Consider the following 18668-nt stretch of genomic DNA (forward strand, 5'->3'; position numbering starts at 1 on the left):
CGCCTGCAGGCTGGAATCGCCCAATGGCACCAACTTTTTAACCTGAATTATTCAGAATCGTGAAACCGCAAAGGCTGCGAAGTGTGACATCAGCTTTTGCCTGAATTTTGCCCTCAGATTGATTCCATCAGCGGGGAACGCCGATTTGATCGCGATGGCCAATCACCCGGTGGCTGCATAAAAAATTTTGCAGGCAAACGCGCGGTCAACTCCGGCAGGAGTGAACTGTTTTGAGTGAAGCGGCATATCGTATTTCACAAAATTCCATCAGGAGTCACGGCTTAACCGTGGTTTTATCCTGCGATCCTGCGGAGGCTCCCTGCAGGAATGCCCCAAGCGTTGTTTGCAGAGAAGCCGCGCTGCAATCGTCCCGCGGCACTTGTGTCTGACAAAATGAATCGCTTATTTCCAGCATTCTTCTTCAATCAAAAGGGAGCGCACAATGAAAATTCTGCTGCGCGGCTGCCTGGCGGCGCTGGGACTGGTCAGTTTGATCGTGCCGTTGCGCGCCCAGGAAAGCGGCCGCCTGGCTGCTGCCATCGAGAAGATCGAACAGGCGGTGACAAAACAAATGGCGGTTGATCGCACGCCGGCAGTTTCCCTTGCCTTCCGCAAGGACGATTTTCTGTGGGCGCGGGGCTTCGGCTATGCGGACCTGGAAAATCAAGTACTGGCCACGGAAAAATCCGCGTATCGGCTGGCCTCCGTCACCAAGCCCATGACCGCGGCAGCCATCCTGCAACTGGCAGAGCAGGGCCGGATCGATCTCGATCATGAGGTGCAGGCTTATGTGCCCTATTTCCCGCGCAAGCCCTGGCCGATCACCATACGCCAGCTTCTTGGGCATCTCGGCGGCATCAGCCACTATAAAGATCCCGCCGAGCTGCGCCTGACAGAGTCGAAGACAACGCGCGAAGCCATCGCCATCTTCGAGAATTTTGAGCTGGTCGCCGAACCGGGTACGCGCTACAACTACTCCAGCTATGGTTACAATTTGCTCGGGGCGGTGATTGAAGGCGCCTCCGGCATGTCCTATGGTGAATACATGCGCCAGCATGTTTGGGAGCCGCTGGGCATGCACGACACCCGCCTCGATGATCCCTATGATTTGATTCCGCACCGCGTGCGCGGCTACCAACTCATCGCAGGTGAGATCAAGAATTCGGAATTCGTCAACCTCAGCAGCCGCTTTGCCGCCGGCGGCACGCGCAGCACGGTGCTGGACATGGTCAAGTTTGCGCACGGCCTCAACAGCGGCAGGCTGCTTTCTCCCCGGAGCCTCGCGCAGATGTATGAGGCGATGGCCACGCGTGACGGCCATGCCACCGATTACGGCATGGGTTGGGGCACGGGTCACAATCTCGGCCATTTTGTGGTGCGCCACAGCGGCGGCCAAAATGAAACCCGTACCTTGTTGTACAACGACATTTGTTGCAACTTCATCGTCGCGGTGGCCTGCAACTTTGAAGCGGCCAATCCCGCGACTTATGCCAGCATTGTGGTGGCGGCGGTTTTGGAGGAACCCGCCAACATCGTGCCGTATGCGCCCGATCGGGTGAGTGACGCCCTGCTGACCGGCATGCGTGAGGTGTTTGCCAGCGGGTTGAATTACTTCAAGCGCTTCGGGAAACCCATGAGCGAGAACCCGGCAGCCCTGGCACAGGCGTTTTCCTATTTCAATCAGCAAGTCAGCGTTTTGGCCCTGCGGAAGGATTACGCCGTCGCGCTGCAGAAAATCCGCGAAGGCCGCCATCCCGTTGTACAGCAGGCGTTCGTCCAGCTCGGCTCGTTCATGGCCGCGCGCCTGCAGGAGAGATTCGGTGCGGCCCGGCTGGAGGAGTATCATCGCACCGGCGCCATTCCGTTTTTTTATGACTATATCAGCCTGTGCCGGCAGCAGCCCGGTCTTCCCGCATTTCATGCCACTTTTGTAAAGGCGGTGCAGCGCTGGCAACGCGACTGGCAACGGACGTGGACGCCAGAAGTGCGCGCCCTGGCGCTGGCGCCACGCGCGGAGTTGGCGGTGGTGCAGGCCCCTCTGCAAAAGCTGTTTGCCGGCGCGCAGGTTTATCCAAGTTTCATCGGCGATTTTCAGGAGGCCATCCTGCAGTTCATCCTGCGCGGCGAGTACGAAAAAGCCCTCACGGCCGCAGAGACCGGCACGGCGCTTTATCCCGGCTCGAATGAGCTGCTGGTTGAACAAGGCGTGGTATTCGCGCTGTTCGGCGCGAAGAAAAACGGCCTGGCCCGCATCAAACAGGCCGCTGCCCGCGATCCCCAGGGCCCGGCGACCGCCGCGGGCCTGAACCGTCTCGCGGGCCAGCTTGCCAGCCACGGCCGGCTGGATCAGGGCATCGCCCTGCTGCAGCTCGCCGTGGAGCTGTATCCTCAAAACGCCAATCTTTATGACAGCCTGGGAGAGTTGCACGGGCAGAAGGGAGAGCGGCAGCAGGCAATCGCCTGTTACCGGAGGGCATTGGAGATTGATCCCAACCTTCAAAATGCGAAAGCGGAGCTGGAGAAGATCACGAAATCACCCAGCCCGTAACGCGCCCGGGCAACTGCCCGGGAGGGCCATGTCCATGGCGGAAGAAATGCCAGTGAGTTTTTAGAATGCAGTCCGATTCCGGTCGCGAATGCAGTGCCGGCGGACCTTGCCGATGAGTGGGATGATGAAAACTGTTGCCAGCCGGCGTACCAGCCGCTTCGCCAGAGCCGTGGCCGCCTTGTGCCTGCTCTTTTTGCCGGCCTGTCAGGGCGGGCATCCGCCCCTGGTGGCGGAGTGGCGGGAAATCAGAATTACTCAGTCCGATTTCGAGAGAAGTTATTTCCAATACTGGCAAACCACCAGCGCACCTGATTCACCGGCCTTGCGCCGCCATTTTGCGCAACAAATGATCGAACAGGAATTGATCGCGCGGGCGGGCATGGCCGGAGGGCTGCATCGGAGCGCCGAAGTGCAACGACCCTTGCAGCGCGATTTCAGGCGCTTCCTGCGGCGGCGTTATCTCGAAGTGACGCTGCAGGACACGCTCACCGAGCCGACGGCCGCCGAAATCGCCGCCGCCCTGCAGCGGCAAAACACGCAACTGCGCGTGCGACAGTTGTTCGCGCGCTCCGCCGAAGAAATCCAACGGCTGCAGCAGCAATTGCAACAGGGCATGCCCTTCGAGAAGCTTGCGGCCATGACCATGCCTGACAGCACGCTGGCCGCAAGCGGCGGCGATCTCGGCTGGCTCGGTTGGGGAGATACTGATTTGCCGGTGGAAGAGGTGCTTTATCAGCTCCCGCGCGGCGCGATTTCAGCGCCGGTTTCATCGCTGATGGGCTGGCATATTTTCCGTGTGGATTCGATACGCACCACGCTGCGTTTCGGCGGGATGACGCCGTGGGAGCGGGAGGATATTTACCAGCGCCTGCTCAGCCGGCGGCTGGACCTGGCTGCCGCCCGCCATCTGCGCGGGTTGGTGTGGAGCAAGCCCCTGGTGGTGAACATGGCTGTGCTTGCACGGGTGTGGGAACGGCTTGCACCGATTGTGCGGCACCCGGCGCCATCGCACTGGCCGCAGGCTTTGCAAAAGCTCGAGCGTGATCCCCCCTTCGATTTGTTGCAGGAAATTGCCGCCACCGTGGCGGGCGAGCCATTTACGGTTCAGGAATTCCTCGAGGCGTTGCCGGAGATTCCACGCCAGCTCCTCCAGCCCAATCTCAAAAAGGCCCTGGAGCTGGCAATTCGCGACCGGCTGCTGACGCAGGCCGCGCTGGCTGCCGGCCTCGCCAATGATCCCGTGGTGCGGGAGAAAATGCGGCGCGCCGAGCTGCAGTACACCTATTACGCCACCTTGGCGGCACAAGACTCGGTTGTCGAGACCGCGGCGGCGCTGCAGCGGTTTTATGCCGAACATCGCGCCCGCTACGGCGAGCGGGTCGAATCTGAAGTGTACGAGATTCTGGTGGCGCAGCGTGATTCCGCATTGGCCATCGCCAAAGCCATCCAAGCCGGCCGTGATTTTGGGGAAATGGCCCGGCGCCATTCCCGGCGGGCGGCAACCCGCGAGCAAGGGGGTTTTGTGGGAATCCTTTCTGATGAAGACAAGCCCCTGGGGCAGCAGGCCGCACAGCTGCGGCCCGGTGAGCTGTACGCGCCGGTGGCGACTGCGGAAGGATACAGCGTCATTCGCGTTGGCCGGCAGATTCGCCGTGCGCCGCAATGGCAGGAGATCGAGCAGCGCGTTCGCGAGGATTGGCGTCGCGCCGATTTACAACGCCGGCATCAAAGCCTGTTGCCGGCGGACTACCGTCCCCAAGACATCAAATTCCACGAAGAGAATCTCGCCCGGGCACTCACACAACGGGGCACGGTGTTTTAAAACAAAAATCCGATGCCCCCCGCCACTGTTGCCACTGATCATCGCGCTGCCCAAACCGGGAGTCGCGGCATACCCGCTGCCCGCCAGCCTGAAGCATGGCGCGGCCGGCTGCGCCGGCGGTGGATTGAGTTCACGGCTCGATGGTGATTGCCGGGTGTAATTTGCCATGCTGCGCGTGGCACCCATTGGGATGAAAATGTCGCGCCGGCCTCTTGCCGGCATGCCGGCGGGCTGACCGCACGGCATTTTCATGATTCGGATATCTTCAGCGACATTGGCAATTACTCCAAAACCCCCTCCCGGCCACGGTGATTCCGGAGACACGGGTTTGTGCAGATCACCGCAGATAACAATCAGCGTGAGTCTGTGGCGATCAGTGTCCGGAAAATTTGATGGTGGCCGCGCGCCGCGTTGCGCTTCGCCCACAGCGCGCCGCATGGAAGCGATTTCATTCTTTCATCCCCGCCAGGGCAATTCCCTGAATGAAGTATTTTTGCGCTGCAAAAAAGAGGGTGAAAACCGGAATGATCATCAACAGGGAAGCGGCGGTGAGCGGCCCCCATTCGGTTTCTCCATAGCGTGAGGAGAACGCCTGCAATCCCAGCGAGAGCGTGTAAAGCGCCTGATCCTGCAAATAGATCAGCGGCGTGAGGAAGTCATTCCAGGAGGCCATGAATTGCAGGATGATGACGGCGATCAACGCCGGCCGCACCAGTGGCAGGGCGATGGTGAAAAAGGTGCGCCAGGGGCTGGCCCCGTCGATTTCCGCCGCTTCGAACAACTCGCGCGGCAGGCCTTTGAAGGATTGCCGCAGGAGAAAAATGTAAAACGCCGTGCCGAACAAGGAGGGCAGCCACAAAGGCGTGAACGTGTCGACCAGGCCAAGCCTGGCGAAGATCAGATAAACCGGAATCATGGTCACCTGCGGCGGCAGCATCATGGTGCTGAGCAGCAGCAGGAACATGGCGTCACGGCCGGGCCAGCGATAACGGGCGAAGGCAAAGGCCACCAGCGAGCTGGCCAGCGCGGTTCCCAGAATGGAGAGGCCGGTGACCAGCGCCGTGTTGCCGAGATAACGCCACAACGGGATGCGCGCCATGGCACGGCTGTAATTGTCCCAAGCCACGGGATTGGGCACGAAGAATTCCAGCAACGTATCCGAGCTGACCACCTGGGCATCGGTTTTGAACGAAGTCGCGATCAGCCAGATGATGGGAAGGGCAAAGAGCAGCGAGGTGGCACACAGCACCAGGTGATACAACACCCGGCGCTGGATGAGCTGTTGCAACCGCTGTTGCCAGCCGGCGGCCGCGCCGCCGGCTGGTGCAAGTCGTCGATCATTCATCGGCATAGTAAACCCATTTCGGCGCCAGCTTGAAATTGACCAGCGTGAGGGCGAGAATGATGAGAAACAGAATCCACGCCATCGCGCTGGCGTAACCCATTTTGAAATATTTGAAAGCATTGTCGAACAGATAGAAGACGTACATGCGCAGGGAATCCTCCGGGCCGCCGCGCGCGTCCAGCAAGTAGGGCTGCGTGAAGATTTGAAAATAGGCGATCAGGCTCATGATCAAATTGAAGAAGACATAAGGGCTGAGCAGGGGTAGAGTGATGCGGAAGAAGCGGCCCATCGTGCCCGCGCCATCGATGCGCGCCGCATCGTAGAGCGAGGGCGGAATGCTCTTCAGGCCGGCAAGCCAAATCACCATTGAGCCGCCCGCGCCCCACAGCAGCATCATGATCACCGCCACTTTGGTGTAGCGGGGATCGCCCAGCCAGTTGATCGAAGCCATACCCGCCTGGGCCAGCACGAAGTTGATCAGCCCGTTTTGCGGATTCAGCAGAAACATCCACACGATCGCCACTGCCACGGCGGGCACGATCGCCGGCAGATAGAGAATGGTGCGATACCAGCGCACGCTGCGGCCGGTTTGATTGACCAACAGCGCTATGCCCAGGCCGGTGATCAAACTCAGCGGCACACCGAAAGCGGCGAGATAGAGCGTGTTGCCCAGGCTTCTCCAAAACATCATGTCCTGGCCGCTAAACATCGTGAGAAAGTTTTTGAACCCCACCCAACGCGGCAGCGAGAGTACATCGTATTCGGTGAGACTGAGCAGGAGGGAAGTCAGCGTCGGCCAGAACATGAGCACGAGAAAGCCGATGACCCACGGCAATGCGAAGATCAAACCGGTTCTGGCCTCCAGCCAGGCGCGTGGCGAGGCTTGGCGCAGCCGCCGCAAATGCCAGAGGAGCACAGCCAGCCCGGTCACCAGCAGCACCGCGGCCAGCGCGAAACTCCACTGCAGCGGCACGACGGGCCGCGTTTCATCGGCGTAGAAAGCATCCACGGCTTTTTGTACCTGTTGCGCGCTCTCGCGCAGCGCCTGCTCGGGCGTGAGCGCGCCATAGGTGGCCAGGTCCGTGGCGCGCACGTGCTCGTCCCACAACTGCTGGCCCACCGGCGTCACCGGCCGAAAATGCGAGATATTCAACAGCTCAACGAAGACTTCCTGCGCGTGCTGCAAAGCCGGCACGGGAATCGGAAAGGCGCGCAGGCGCTGCGCGTTGGCCGCTTTGTGGGCGACCAGTTTGGGAACGTAGATCGCATTGCCCGTTTCGGCATTCACGCGGCTTTGTTCTTCGCCTTCGGCCAGCAAGCCGGCCGGCGAGACCAGATATTCGATCAAGCGCCAGGTTTCCTCCGGATGCCGGCTTTTCATTGGGATGACCCAGGCAAAACCGCCCGACCAAGTGGTCGTCGCTTTGCCCGGCGGTGCGGGCGGCGGCGCAACGCCCAGTTCGAAATCCGGCGCCAGGCGCGCGAGTTTGTTGAGATACCAATTGCCGTCGATGCGCATTGCCAACTTGCCGATCAGGAAAGGATCGGTCGCGTCGCGGCCATAACCGCGTTCGAAGGGATCCACCACGTCGCGGCGTCCGCCCAAAGCATCATAGAGACGTTTGATATAGACAAGTGCGTCGCGCACTTCCGGGCTGTCGAGCAGCACGCGGCGGCCATCTTCGCTGAGAAAGCGAGCGCCGTTGAGCCAGCCGTAGAGATAGAGCCAGGAATTGCCGAGCAGCGGCGCGAAACCGAGTTGTTCGGCCTGGCCCTGGGCATTGTATTTCGTCAGGCGTTGCGCATAGACGATGAGCTCCTCCCAGTCGCGCGGTGGCCGTTCCGGATCCAGGCCGGCGGTGCGAAACAATTGTTTGTTCCAGAAAAAAGCGCGGGCGTCAGTGCCATAGGGAATGCCGTACAGCCGGCCGTTGTAGGTGCATTCCGCCAGTGGCGCAGCATAAAAGGCTGCAGGGTCGACCGTGGAGTTGGCGACGTAATCATCCAGCGGCAGCAGCGCGCCGCGCGCCGCCCAGCCCGCCAGCGTGAAACGATCGAGAAAAACCAAATCGGGCGGCTTGCCGGCAGCCAGCGCGGTCATGAATTTCTGGCTGAAGCCGCTGCCTTCGGTTGCGACCTCCGCCTTGCCGGCGGTGACGATCTTCAATGCAATGGCAGGATGGGCGGCATCATAACGCTCCAGCACGCGCACCAGGCCGAGATCATCGGTGTGCGGCGAGAGGCCCCAAATCGTGATCTGTTTGGGCTGGCCGTTGCCCGGCAGCGGCAGCAGGCCAATCAGCAAGAGCCAGCCCATCCACCATCGGCAGGCAGTGGTGCAAATGCGACTCCTCATTTTCTCGCCTTTTTGCAGTAAACGCAGTTTCAGCCGGCATCAGAAAAATTAGATCATCCGACGCAAGCGTACATGGCCACATGACTGTTCTTGGCATCTGATGAACTCCGCCAGGCGTGAGAGGTTTATAGCCAAGTGCCGTTCGCCGAAATGAAACCCCCGCGGGGTGACATGTGTATCGTGCATTCTCATTGATCTCCTCTTGAATTGAAGGCGAACGCCGTTACATGTCACTCCTCAAGGAGTTTGAAGCTGGAGGTGTTGACAATCACTCCAAGCATTTCACCCCTGGCGGGGTTGGGCCGTTCGCTATCACGTTGGGGCAAGTGGCTCTCAGCAGCGAAGGCACGGAACTGATTTTGCGATTCTTTTCATCTTGTTGTCGCAAAATGTACGCAAAATTCGGATGATCCGAAAATTTGCATGCGGCAACGCGCGGCAGGCTTTGTCATGACAGCGCCGGCACCCGGGCATAACGCGCCACGGGTGCAATCCCTGCGTGACGTGTGGGATGGCTCAGGCCTCCCTGTCTCGAGACAAGATGGCCGATGTCACCAACTTTTAAAACAAAGCAAAAAACTCTCACGCTTGCATAGACAATAGAAATTTTCCTTGACTGTGAACGGAATAACTCGTGGGCGGCTGTTCAAAAATGAATTTTTGCTCCTTCAGCAGCAACCCACGAGGGCCGGGGCTACAAAAATTGACGTAACAATGCACTAGGAGTTTTTCTGCGGCAATTGCCAGACAACAGGCATCAGCATCACAAAAGTCAAACAGGACAGCAGGTTTTCCCCGGTGCTCTTGGGGGTTGCGTGGTTCAAAAATCTTCGCAGTGACAGTCTTTTTGTGATCTGCCACGGCATGCCTGCAGAGCGCCTCTGCAGGATCGCAAGATAAAGCCACGCTCAAACCGTGGCGCAACGGTCATCCTTTGCGAAACCCCTGCGGCTTCACCTCTTTGCGTGTTTTGGCTTTTGATTTTGTCGCTTCGAAAAAGTAGCGGCATTGGACAAGATGGCTGCGCCATTACCCCGTACGTAACTCAGGCATGAGCGACAGGCTGGCTGCATGCGCCACTTTCCAGCAGCGCATGCACCGGTCGCGCCGCATATCCCGGCCCTCTGAACACGGCAAACCGGAGGTGGTGCCTGGCCATGAGACAGGTCAGAATTGGCGGCGGGTATCACAGGCCTGGCAGGTGCCCGCCGCACACAGCAAGCCATCGGGATGCTCACGCAGAAATGCCAGTCCCTCCTCATACAAACGGGCCACTGAAATGAGATAACTGCGCAGTCCGGCGTGCTCATATGGCACCAGGCACTGCTGCTCGAGCAAATGTTTTTCGAGATGGATGAAAGAGCGGCTGCAACCCGGCACCTCCTCGAGCGGCTGCTCACCGGTGGTGGATACGCCGACTGGCAGAATGCCGGCATGCGTCCATGGAAAATTTCTCAGCCCCGGCAGACCGGCCGCGTGTTCGAGATAATGGCCAAACGTCAAGGCGGAAAAATCCACCCCCAGCATGACCACCACCGCGGTGTCCCGGGCGTGCAGCCATTCGAGCACACTGCCCCTGCCGAGTGGTGCGGTGGGGGAGTTGTCGGCGCCCACTTCTTCAGTGACCCTGCCCCACAGAGCAAAGGCGTGGGTCGGTGAAGCTGTGCGGATTACACCAGGATTTTGCCGAAAGTGCTCGGAGAGAAATCCGGTCTTGCTGGGGGTGGTGGCGGCCTCATAGGGCACCACACCGCCGGCGACTCGTTTGAAGCAGTAGGTGAAAGTGGGCATGATCAGCGAACCGTTTGCCGTCAGAATGCGCTGCAGGGCGGCAAGCACCTCTTCAGCGCGGCAGCGCGGGAAGGCGCGACGAACGGCCCGCAGGGAGCCATGCAGCAGCGCGTGCTGTCCCGGTCTCAGGCCGAGTTGGTGCAGATACTCGAGCAAGCTTATGCCCGGTCCTTTTCGCGTGAAACCTCCGTCAGTCATGCCGGCCTCAGGTGCGCCAGAGAATTTTTCTTTTGGTGCAAAAGCCCACCAGCAGCGCGAGCAGCAGCGTCAGCAGCATGCCCCTTAAAAATCCCAGCCACGGTGCGGTGGTGACCGCTTGCAGGAGCGGATAGAGGCCGGTGAGATGCAGCACCGGCATGATCGCAAACGCCACGCCGATATAAGCCAGCATGGGATTCTGGCCGTTGGCAATGAGCAGTTGAAACCCGCGCCGCTGCTGCCAGACTTCGATAAAAATGACGAGCGTGAGCAACAGCAAAACAGCCAGGCCGGCGGTGACGAAGTAGTAGCTCAACGTCGGATGATCCTTTTTGATGCCGCCCTCGAAAGGTTCGAACAGGAGCCCGAGGATGATCCAGTAGGCGCCCCAACTATAGAGCCTGGCCAGCAGACCCTCGGTGCGCGTGCGCGGTCTCCGTGTCAGCCCCGCCCCGATCAGCAGCACGGCGAAAGTGATCACCGTGGTGGTGATGAGCCAGCGTGCCTGCAAGCCGAGCAACAGGAAGATGGCCAGCCCGATGATCAGGGTGACCAGGGCCACTGGCCGGCCTTGGTTCCATGCGCGCAGCGGCTTGTCTTCTTCACGACTGGCTCTCCGCCAGCGCAGCAGGAGTTCGCCCGCAATCATGCCGGGAATGACGAGGAAGAGGTACTGCAAATAGTAGAGCTGGTAGAGCCACGGCGCGGGACTGGCCTGCCACAGCCACGCCACCAGGCCCGGCGTTGTGCTGGCCAGGCGCAGTGCCAGCAATACTCCCAGGATTCCGAGACGCGGAATCAGACGGGAACGCGTGGCCAGCCAGATCAGACTGCCAAACACCGCCATGTTGGCAAGCACAATGATGATGATGTCGCTGCGCGCGAGCGCAAATCCGCTGCCGTCGGGATAATGGACCGTGGCGAGCAGGGCAAGCGCAACGAGCCAGCCTGCCGCGCGGACGGCAAAGTGCACGGCCGGCTTCCAGTCCCGTGGCAGACGGGTGAAGAGGGCAAAGAAAACGGCGAGTGCCAGCAGGGCGAGCAGCCAGTGCCTGGCGGTGGGTTGCGCACTGAAAGTGTAGGGTTTGAGATGTTGCAAGGCGATGGCAAAAAAGCCGAGCAGAAAACCGCGTTGCAGGATGGCACCGGCAATTTTCCAGCACGGCGTGCCCTGCGCCAGACGCGCAGTAAGCGCCAGCGGCAGGGCGGCACCGAGGCAAAAGAGAAAGAGCGGAAAGACCAGGTCGACCCAGGTGAGGCCCGGCAGGTTGGGGTCAAATTTGTGCGCGGGCGGCGGCACTTGGGCATGATACATCCACGCCGGCAGCACGCCGTACGGCACGAGCCCGGAGAGCACCATCATCAGAATGGCGAAGCCGCGAAGCGCATCGAGTGCCTGGCTGCGGGCGTGTTCCATCAGATGTTTCCCAGCTTGCCGAGATGTTCCTGCAGTTGTGCCAGCGGCACCTGCCGCACGCGGCCGGCATGCGGCAGGGCAAGCGCGGCAAGTGCACCGGCGGCCTCGCCCACCGCTGCGGACGTCGCTTGAATGCGCAGGGCGGCGTGACCGGCACGCGTCGCCGACAGGCAGCGGCCGGCCACCAGCAAATTTTCCCAATCTTTCACGATGATCGTGCCCAGGGGAATCTCATAGTATTGCCCCGGCGGCAAATGTTCCATGCGCGAGGGTTCGTCTTTTTGGCCGTGCACATCGATGCCGTAGCAGCCGCGCGCGATGCGATCAGGAAATTTGCGTGCATGCATCACATCCTCGCCGGTCATGACGTAATCACCCACCGCGCGCCGTGTTTCCCGCACGCCCACTTGCACGCCGGTTTCGATCAAGTGGGCGTGTTCGAACCCCGGCGCACCGGCGCGCAACAGGCCGGCAATTGTGAACACCTGCCGGCGGCCCTCGATTTCCGCCGCGGTCAAATCCCGGGAGGAGGAACCATCCAGCCCGAGAATGTTGGTGGTGTTGAAGGCCGCCTCGCCGAAGGCCGGCAGAGAGGTGAAGAAGAAGTAGTCCACCGCCTCACTCAACAGGCCTGCCTGCCGCGCCCTGCGCACCAGGTCGTAATATCCGGCGATGGCAACAATGCGGCCGGGGTGATATTCTTTGGTGGACCAGGCAAAGAATTGTTCCGGATGCGCGGCGACGTGGGCGACCGCCGCCTCCAGATCGATGCCGCCGAGGCGAAAGAACAAGGTCATCGCCTGCAACCGGCCGGTTTGCTCATCCCCCTTGCGCCAGGGTGCGCCGGCGTGCAACAGCAGCTCGCCGTCGCCGCTGGTGTCGATGAAGACGCGGGCGGAATGCGGCTGCAGCGCGCGGCCCTGCTGCAGCAGAATGCTTTGCACCCTGCCATGCTCCACCCGGGCGCCCAGCATGACCGCGTGCAGCCGCAGCTCGACGCCGGCCTCGAGCAACATCTCGGCGGCGACGCGTTTGAAGGCCAGAGCACTGAAGCCGTTCTCGATCATCCCGCCGATCGCTGCCATGCGCTGGGTCAGCTCCTCGAAGAGGCCACCCACCAGCGGCTGGCGCCGGCCGCCCTCGGTTTCGATCCAGAACTTCATGAAGGGCGTGACCATGCCCGCAGTAGACATGCCGCCGAGAAAGCCGTAGCGCTCGATCAGCAGAGTGCGTGCACCCAGACGGGCGGCACTGGCAGCCGCGCAAATACCCGCGATGCCGCCACCCACAACAATCACATCATGGTGCAGGTGTTCAGGGGGATGTTGGAACTGCGCAATCATGCCTGACCTCGCGCGCATTGGTTGCGGCCCGGTTTGCCGCGATTATGCCCGGTTTTGTATGGCCGCCACGAAGCGCCGGGTGATCAATTGCGGTCTGGTGATCGCGCTGCCGACACACACGGCGAACGCGCCTGCAGCCATGGCTTGTCGGGCTTGCGCGGCTTCCCAAATGCGGCCCTCGGCAATCACCGGCAGCGACAGGGCACGGCTGAGCGACGCAATCAACGCATAGTCGGGTTGTTCCTTGCTGGCGTGCTGGGCGGTGGCCGGGGTGTATCCGGAAAGTGTTGTCGCCACCGCGTCTGCTCCCGCCGCCGCCGCCTGCACGCCCTCCGCATGGGTTGCCACATCCGCCAGCAGCGGTATGCGGTAGCGCTGCTTGACCGCATGCAGAAAATCGCAGCCATGCCAGCCATTGGGCCGCACACGATCCGTGGCATCCAGGGCAATGATGTCTGCGCCGGCGTCGATCATCGCGGCGATGTCGGCGAAGTCCGGCGTGATCAGGACGGACCCGTCCGCAAACGAGCCTTTGATCAAGCCGATGACCGGCAACTTGACCGCCGCTTTAATGGCGCGAATTTTTTCCAGACCCTCGGTGCGAATCGCCACCGCGCCGCCGATTTCCGCACAGCGCGCCAGCGCGGCAAGATATTCGGGACGATTCAGCGGCTCGTCACCCGCGGCCTGGCATGACACGATCAAACCATGCTGCAGCGCCGCAAACATGTTCTGCCCTCCTGTTGCAATTGCATTCCTGTGGTCAATTGTTGCATGCCCGCCGCCTTGCGCCGGGCGACGGCTATTTGATGAAAAGCATTTTGCCCGTCAGTACCTGTCCGCCGGCTTGCAGACGATAGAGGTAAAGGCCGCTGGGCTCGCTGCGCGGTGTCCATGAGAACCGATGGCGGCCCGCAACCAGCACGCCGTTGACCAGCGTCGTGATCTCCTGCCCCGCGAGATTGAAGACCTTCAAGCTCACCGGCACGGTGGCCGGCAGCTCAAACATGATGGTCGTGCCGGGATTGAAGGGATTGGGATAATTCTGCAGCAGGCGATATTCGCGCACGACTGCCGCAGCGGGCGTTTGTTCGACCGCGGTGATGCTGCCCGGCGATCCAATCACTTTCATGCGCAGACCAAAGGCCGCCGCATCGCGCCAGAGACTCGAGCCCAGCCCCATGCGCAGGAAGCTGTTGGTGCCATCCTGGTTGTTGATGCGATCTTCATCGGTGAGATCGACATCAAAAGGCAGGATGTGACGGTCCTGCGGCGTGTAGCGCGGCCACTCGAGATTTTTCTGCGGGGCGACCTGTTTGGCAATTTTACCGGCGAGAGACGCCAGCGGGATGCGCCATTCGAGATCATAACCCTTCTCATCGTCCCACTGACGCAACGCCACGACGGTGTTGTGCAACAGGGTGTCAACGTAGCTCCAGGCATAATTGACCACGCTGCCGCCGCTGGCATAGAATGCGCCGTTGGTCAAAGTGCTGTCGTAGGTCTGGATATTGATGCCGAGCTGATAGTCGGCACCGCGCGTGGCTTTGTCGGGATCATCGTCTGTCCCCGGCTTGATGCGATGGGTGCGGCCGCCGGCGACAATTTGGCCGGTGGCGGGGTCGATGATGTTGACATCGCGCAGGTGCGGACTGCCGGGGAGATCGCCAATATCATACAAGCCGAGATAGAGCGCAACGTGCTCCTGCGTGAACATGAGATTGGCATCGTTGCGGTTGCGACGACGGTGTTGAAAGGCACCCGTGCCCTGCGGTTCATCGCGCACGCGGGCCGCGAAATAGATGTTGTCCTGATCCAGCCGCACTGCGATGTAGCCGCCGAAATCCGCCGGCGAGCTCAGCACGTCACCGTTTTGAAAAATGTACTGGTGATTGGGACTGTCCTGGCTGATGCCAATGAACTGCGAGGTGGACCAGTCGCTGAGATCGCCGTCGATGGTGACTCCCGCCCCCGCCGGTGCGAAAGCAGCATGATAGTAATTGCCGGCATTCCTGCCACCACTGACATCCACCACCACGCCCCGACCCTCCCAGGCGTAAGAATCGCGCCAGAGATTGCTGCCCCGGCCCAGACCGAGGAAGTTGTTGTTGAAATCCTCCGGAGCCCCCAGCCGGTCATCATCGGTGAGATCAATGTCGAAGGGAAGGACGTCGCCGGCTTGCGGGCGATAGAGCGGCCATTCGATGACGGCCTGTGGTTTGGAAGCGCGCGCAATCCTTCCCGCCAGGGAGGCGAAGGGGATCCGCCATTCCAGCGTGAAGCCCTTCTCATCACTCCACGGCTTGATTGCCAGCTCGGTGTTGGCGATCAGGGTGTCGACGTAACCCCAGTTGTAGTTGATCACCTCTTCGCCGCTGGCATAATAGGCACCGTTGGCCAGCGTTTTGTCATAAGTTTGAAAGTTCACACCGAATTGATAATCCGGCCCCAGGGTGGCGTTGTCGGGATCGTTGTCGGTGCCGGGTTTGATGCGATAGGTTCGGCCGCCCTGCACCACCCGGCCGGTGGCAGGGTCGATGATGTCCACCGTGTTGCGATGCGGGCTGCCGGGCAGCGTGCCGATGTCGTAGAGACCAAGATAGATGGCGAGATGGTCGAAGGCGAAACTCAGGTTGGCATTTTGACGGGTGCGGGGCGGATGAATTAAAATGCCGCCTTCATCGCGCACGTGGGCCGCAAGATAAAGATTGTCGTTGTCCATTTTGAGGGCAACGTGGCCGCTGAAATCCGCCGGTGAGGCAATGGGTTTGGCGCCCTTGAAAACGCCATGCGTGGGGCCGTCTTCGCTGAGATAGATGAACTCGGCATCGCGCCAGTCCTGCAGTACGCCATCGATCGTGACCGGCTGACCATTGAAGGCAATCACATAAAGATTGGCCGTGGCAGGAGGCGGGTCCTGCGGCCTGGCCGGCCCGTAAAAAAGAAGGATGTTCATCCACAAGAGCCTCGTCGCGAGTTTCATAGGCAGCTCCTTCGCGTTATGGTGGGAACAGCACTGAGACAAGGACGGGCCGGCAAAAACTCGGGGTGGTGGCAGGCGCCGACCCGCGTATTTTTAATTGATCATATAAACAAATATATCGCAACATTTCTCATTGTCAAGGTCTTTCTCCGGCCGGGCGGACGTCGATCCGGATCTCCTGCCTGGAAATGGCTTGACAATGATCCCGGATTGATATATTTTCAGCCATGAAAATCGCGGTTTTCCCCACAGCTTCCCCGGCATCCTGCCGCAATTTGGTGACGGCAGGAGTGCGGCAAAGCCGACTCGCCAGGACAGGGCGTTGAAAATGTTTGTTAGGAGAGAGAATCAACAAATCCTAACTGTGACCCAGAATCAGCCGGTTCATCCAACCGATTGCGGCCCGCATGTCCGATCACAATCAGGATTCTCTGCCCCCCAACCCCTATGGCCATTTCACGGGCGATTATCGTGAATTCGTCATCACCCGTCCCGACACGCCCGCGCCCTGGGTGAATTATTTGTGGAACGAACATTACCAGGCACTGAGCAGCCACGTCGGCGGCGGGTTCTCCTTCGTACAGGACCCGCGCGACAACCGCATTCTGCGCTTTCGTTACAACAGCCTGCCTTGGGATCAGCCCGGCCGTTATCTTTATCTGCATGACGGCCACGAATTCTGGTCGTTGTCGTGGGCGCCCACCCAAACGCTGTCCTACGATCATTATGAAGCCCGGCACGGCCTGGGCTACACCATCATCGCCACCACGCGGCGGGGTTTAGCGGCTGAAGTAACGTACTTTGTTCCCCGCGGCGAAGCGATGGAATGCTGGCTGGTCAAGCTGGAAAATCGCAGCGGGGAACGCCGGCGCTTTGATTTGTTTGCCTATGCCGAGCTGTGTTTGGGGAATGCCCTCAATGATCTGATCAACCAGCCCAATGACAAGCATTTCAGTGCGGTGCGTTTCCGCCGCGAATGGCGCGGCCTGGCTGCCACGCGCAACTATTGGAAGAACACCCGCGGGGTCACTGTGGAACAGCCGAATCAGGACTGGCCGTTCGTCGTCTATTTCGCCAGCACGCTGCCGCAGGCGCCGGCCGGGTTCGACGGCGGCAGGGAGCATTTCATCGGCCGCTGGCGCTCGGAAGCCAATCCCGCAGCGGTGCAGCGCCGGCGCTGTTTTGATTCGGAAATCACTCACGGCGATCCGTGCGTCGCGCTGCAATATGACCTGGAACTCGCGGCGGGGGAGACGTTGACCTTTGCCATGCTGCTTGGCGTCGCCGATAAAGCGGCCGCGGACGAGCAGGTCCCGCGCGTCTTGCAGCATTATCGCCAGGCGGGTGCGGTGGCGGCGGCGCTCGCGACGGTGAAAGCCCATTGGCACCGGCATCTTTCCGTGCTGCAGGCTGAAACACCCGACCCCGCTTTCAACGCTCTGATCAACGTATGGACGCGCTACCAGACTGCGGTGACCTTTGACATGGCGCGCAACGCCGGCTATTATCACGGCGGCCTGCTGTTCGGCACCGGCATTCGGGATCAATGCCAGGATCTATGGGGGCCGTTGCTCGCCGAACCTGCGGCGGTGAAGGCGCGCTTGCTCGAAATCGCTTCCTATCAATTCGCCGATGGCTCGACCCTGCATAATTATTTCCGCCTCGCGCGCACCGGCGAGCGCACCGGGCATTCCGATACTCCGCTGTGGCTGCCTTTCGCGGTGATCAACTATCTTAAAGAAACCGGCGATTTCTCCCTGCTCGATGCTGTTGTGCCGTTTTATGATCGTGGTGCGGCCCCGCTGCGGCAGCATGTCGTGCTGGCGCTCGACTATGTCATCGGCCAGCTTACGGCGCGGCATCTGCCGCGCTTTGGACCGGGTGATTGGAATGACACGCTCGACTATGTCGGCCGCGGCGGCACCGGTGAAACCATTTGGGGTGCGGCCTTCCTGTGTTATCTGCTGCGGGAAGCCGGGATGCTGTTTGACCATCTCGGCGAGCGGGAAACCGCACGTCACTATCTCGCCGTCTATGAGCGGGTGAAGACGGCGATCAACACGCTCGCCTGGGATGGCCGCTGGTATGTGCGCGGTTTCAAAGACAATGGAGAAGCGTTCGGCTCACATCGCAATTCAGAGGGGCAGATCTTTATCGAGCCGCAATCCTGGGCCGTGCTCGCCGGCGTGGCGACCGGCGAGCGGGCCCGACAAGTGTTGCAGGCGGTGCGCGAAAAACTGATGACACCTTTTGGTCCGCAAATCGTCTCTCCCGCCTATCGCACTGTCGATCCGGCGATCGGCCTGGCGACACGCTGCGTGCCGGGCAAAAAGGAAAACGGCGCGGTGTTCAATCATGCCGCCTCGTGGTACGTTTGTGCCGAGCTGTTGTACGGCGATGTGCAACTCGGCTGGCAGACTTATCGTGACATGATGCCCATCAACAGCAGCAGCCGTGCCGGTCAGGAGCGTTACAAAACCGAACCCTATGTCTACGCCGAGTATGTCACCAGCCCCGAACATCCCACCGCGGGGGAGGCGAGCCATTCCTGGCTGACCGGCTCGGCGGTGTGGATGCTGCGCATCGGCACGGACGTGATCCTGGGATTGCAACCAACTTATCGCGGCCTGAAGCTGGATCCGCATTTGCCGGTCAACTGGCCGCGCGTGCGTCTGCACCGCGCGTTCCGCGGCACGATCTATGAAGTCGAAATCGAGCAAAGCGCAAAATTCGATGCGCCACGGCGCCTGCTGGTGAACGGTGAAGTATGCGAGGACGACGTTCTGCCGCAGCGGCCGGGCGCCGTGCTGCACGTGCACCTGCAGTTGCGCACGACAGTGTGAATGGATGCGAGTGGTTTCACCT

Annotated in this window: 10 protein-coding genes; 3 read left to right on the forward strand and 7 right to left on the reverse strand. The window is 60.7% G+C overall.

The annotated features are described in order from the left end of the window. Positions 1-442 precede the first annotated feature (442 nt). Positions 443-2548 (forward strand): serine hydrolase, encoded by a 2106-nt coding sequence (locus ONB52_19890; protein ID MDZ7418394.1) that lies wholly within the window; start codon positions 443-445, stop codon positions 2546-2548. A gap of 121 nt (positions 2549-2669) precedes the next feature. After that, positions 2670-4370 carry a peptidylprolyl isomerase gene (locus ONB52_19895; GenBank protein MDZ7418395.1) on the forward strand — a complete coding sequence of 567 codons (1701 nt, stop codon included), beginning with the start codon at positions 2670-2672 and terminating at the stop codon, positions 4368-4370. 448 nt (positions 4371-4818) lie between these two features. On the opposite strand, the gene ONB52_19900 is transcribed toward ONB52_19895, so the two are convergent. The 7 genes from ONB52_19900 to ONB52_19930 form a co-directional block, all read right to left on the reverse strand. Further along, positions 4819-5715 carry a carbohydrate ABC transporter permease gene (locus tag ONB52_19900; GenBank protein MDZ7418396.1) on the reverse strand — a complete coding sequence of 299 codons (897 nt, stop codon included), beginning with the start codon at positions 5713-5715 and terminating at the stop codon, positions 4819-4821. Further along, entirely contained in the window at positions 5708-8071 is a 2364-nt protein-coding gene (locus ONB52_19905) for an extracellular solute-binding protein (protein MDZ7418397.1), read from the reverse strand. Before ONB52_19905 ends, ONB52_19900 begins: the two co-directional genes overlap by 8 nt. 1167 nt (positions 8072-9238) lie before the next feature. Beyond that, positions 9239-10060, reverse strand: coding sequence for an AAC(3) family N-acetyltransferase (locus ONB52_19910; GenBank protein ID MDZ7418398.1), 822 nt, complete (start codon positions 10058-10060; stop codon positions 9239-9241). A 7-nt stretch (positions 10061-10067) separates the two neighbouring features. After that, the gene (locus tag ONB52_19915; protein MDZ7418399.1) at positions 10068-11477 is read right to left on the reverse strand and encodes a DUF5009 domain-containing protein; all 1410 of its coding nucleotides are present in this window, start codon (positions 11475-11477) and stop codon (positions 10068-10070) included. Next, positions 11477-12820 (reverse strand): FAD-dependent oxidoreductase, encoded by a 1344-nt coding sequence (locus tag ONB52_19920; GenBank protein ID MDZ7418400.1) that lies wholly within the window; start codon positions 12818-12820, stop codon positions 11477-11479. The genes ONB52_19915 and ONB52_19920 overlap by 1 nt, the downstream gene beginning before the upstream one ends. 42 nt (positions 12821-12862) lie before the next feature. Further along, a complete protein-coding gene (locus tag ONB52_19925; GenBank protein MDZ7418401.1) occupies positions 12863-13549 on the reverse strand; it encodes a putative N-acetylmannosamine-6-phosphate 2-epimerase in 687 nt (228 codons plus the stop codon). 73 nt (positions 13550-13622) lie between these two features. Further along, positions 13623-15803: a T9SS type A sorting domain-containing protein gene (locus ONB52_19930; protein MDZ7418402.1), complete on the reverse strand. Its 2181-nt coding sequence runs from the start codon at positions 15801-15803 to the stop codon at positions 13623-13625. A gap of 407 nt (positions 15804-16210) precedes the next feature. Here ONB52_19930 and ONB52_19935 point away from each other — a divergent pair, with 407 nt between their 5' ends. Beyond that, positions 16211-18646 (forward strand): glycosyl transferase family 36, encoded by a 2436-nt coding sequence (locus ONB52_19935; protein ID MDZ7418403.1) that lies wholly within the window; start codon positions 16211-16213, stop codon positions 18644-18646. Positions 18647-18668: the final 22 nt, after the last annotated feature.

The sequence above is a fragment of the candidate division KSB1 bacterium genome (assembly GCA_034506255.1).
Classification (GTDB): Bacteria; Zhuqueibacterota; Zhuqueibacteria; order Zhuqueibacterales; family Zhuqueibacteraceae; genus Coneutiohabitans; species Coneutiohabitans thermophilus.

What these genes read in the sequence shown, in the direction of transcription:
- ONB52_19890 (MDZ7418394.1), top strand. Translation starts at nt 443, where the DNA reads ATGAAAATTCTGCTGCGCGGCTGCCTGGCGGCGCTGGGACTGGTCAGT.
- ONB52_19895 (MDZ7418395.1), top strand. Translation starts at nt 2,670, where the DNA reads ATGATGAAAACTGTTGCCAGCCGGCGTACCAGCCGCTTCGCCAGAGCC.
- ONB52_19900 (MDZ7418396.1), bottom strand. Translation starts at nt 5,715, where the DNA reads ATGAATGATCGACGACTTGCACCAGCCGGCGGCGCGGCCGCCGGCTGG.
- ONB52_19905 (MDZ7418397.1), bottom strand. Translation starts at nt 8,071, where the DNA reads ATGAGGAGTCGCATTTGCACCACTGCCTGCCGATGGTGGATGGGCTGG.
- ONB52_19910 (MDZ7418398.1), bottom strand. Translation starts at nt 10,060, where the DNA reads ATGACTGACGGAGGTTTCACGCGAAAAGGACCGGGCATAAGCTTGCTC.
- ONB52_19915 (MDZ7418399.1), bottom strand. Translation starts at nt 11,477, where the DNA reads ATGGAACACGCCCGCAGCCAGGCACTCGATGCGCTTCGCGGCTTCGCC.
- ONB52_19920 (MDZ7418400.1), bottom strand. Translation starts at nt 12,820, where the DNA reads ATGATTGCGCAGTTCCAACATCCCCCTGAACACCTGCACCATGATGTG.
- ONB52_19925 (MDZ7418401.1), bottom strand. Translation starts at nt 13,549, where the DNA reads ATGTTTGCGGCGCTGCAGCATGGTTTGATCGTGTCATGCCAGGCCGCG.
- ONB52_19930 (MDZ7418402.1), bottom strand. Translation starts at nt 15,803, where the DNA reads ATGAAACTCGCGACGAGGCTCTTGTGGATGAACATCCTTCTTTTTTAC.
- ONB52_19935 (MDZ7418403.1), top strand. Translation starts at nt 16,211, where the DNA reads ATGTCCGATCACAATCAGGATTCTCTGCCCCCCAACCCCTATGGCCAT.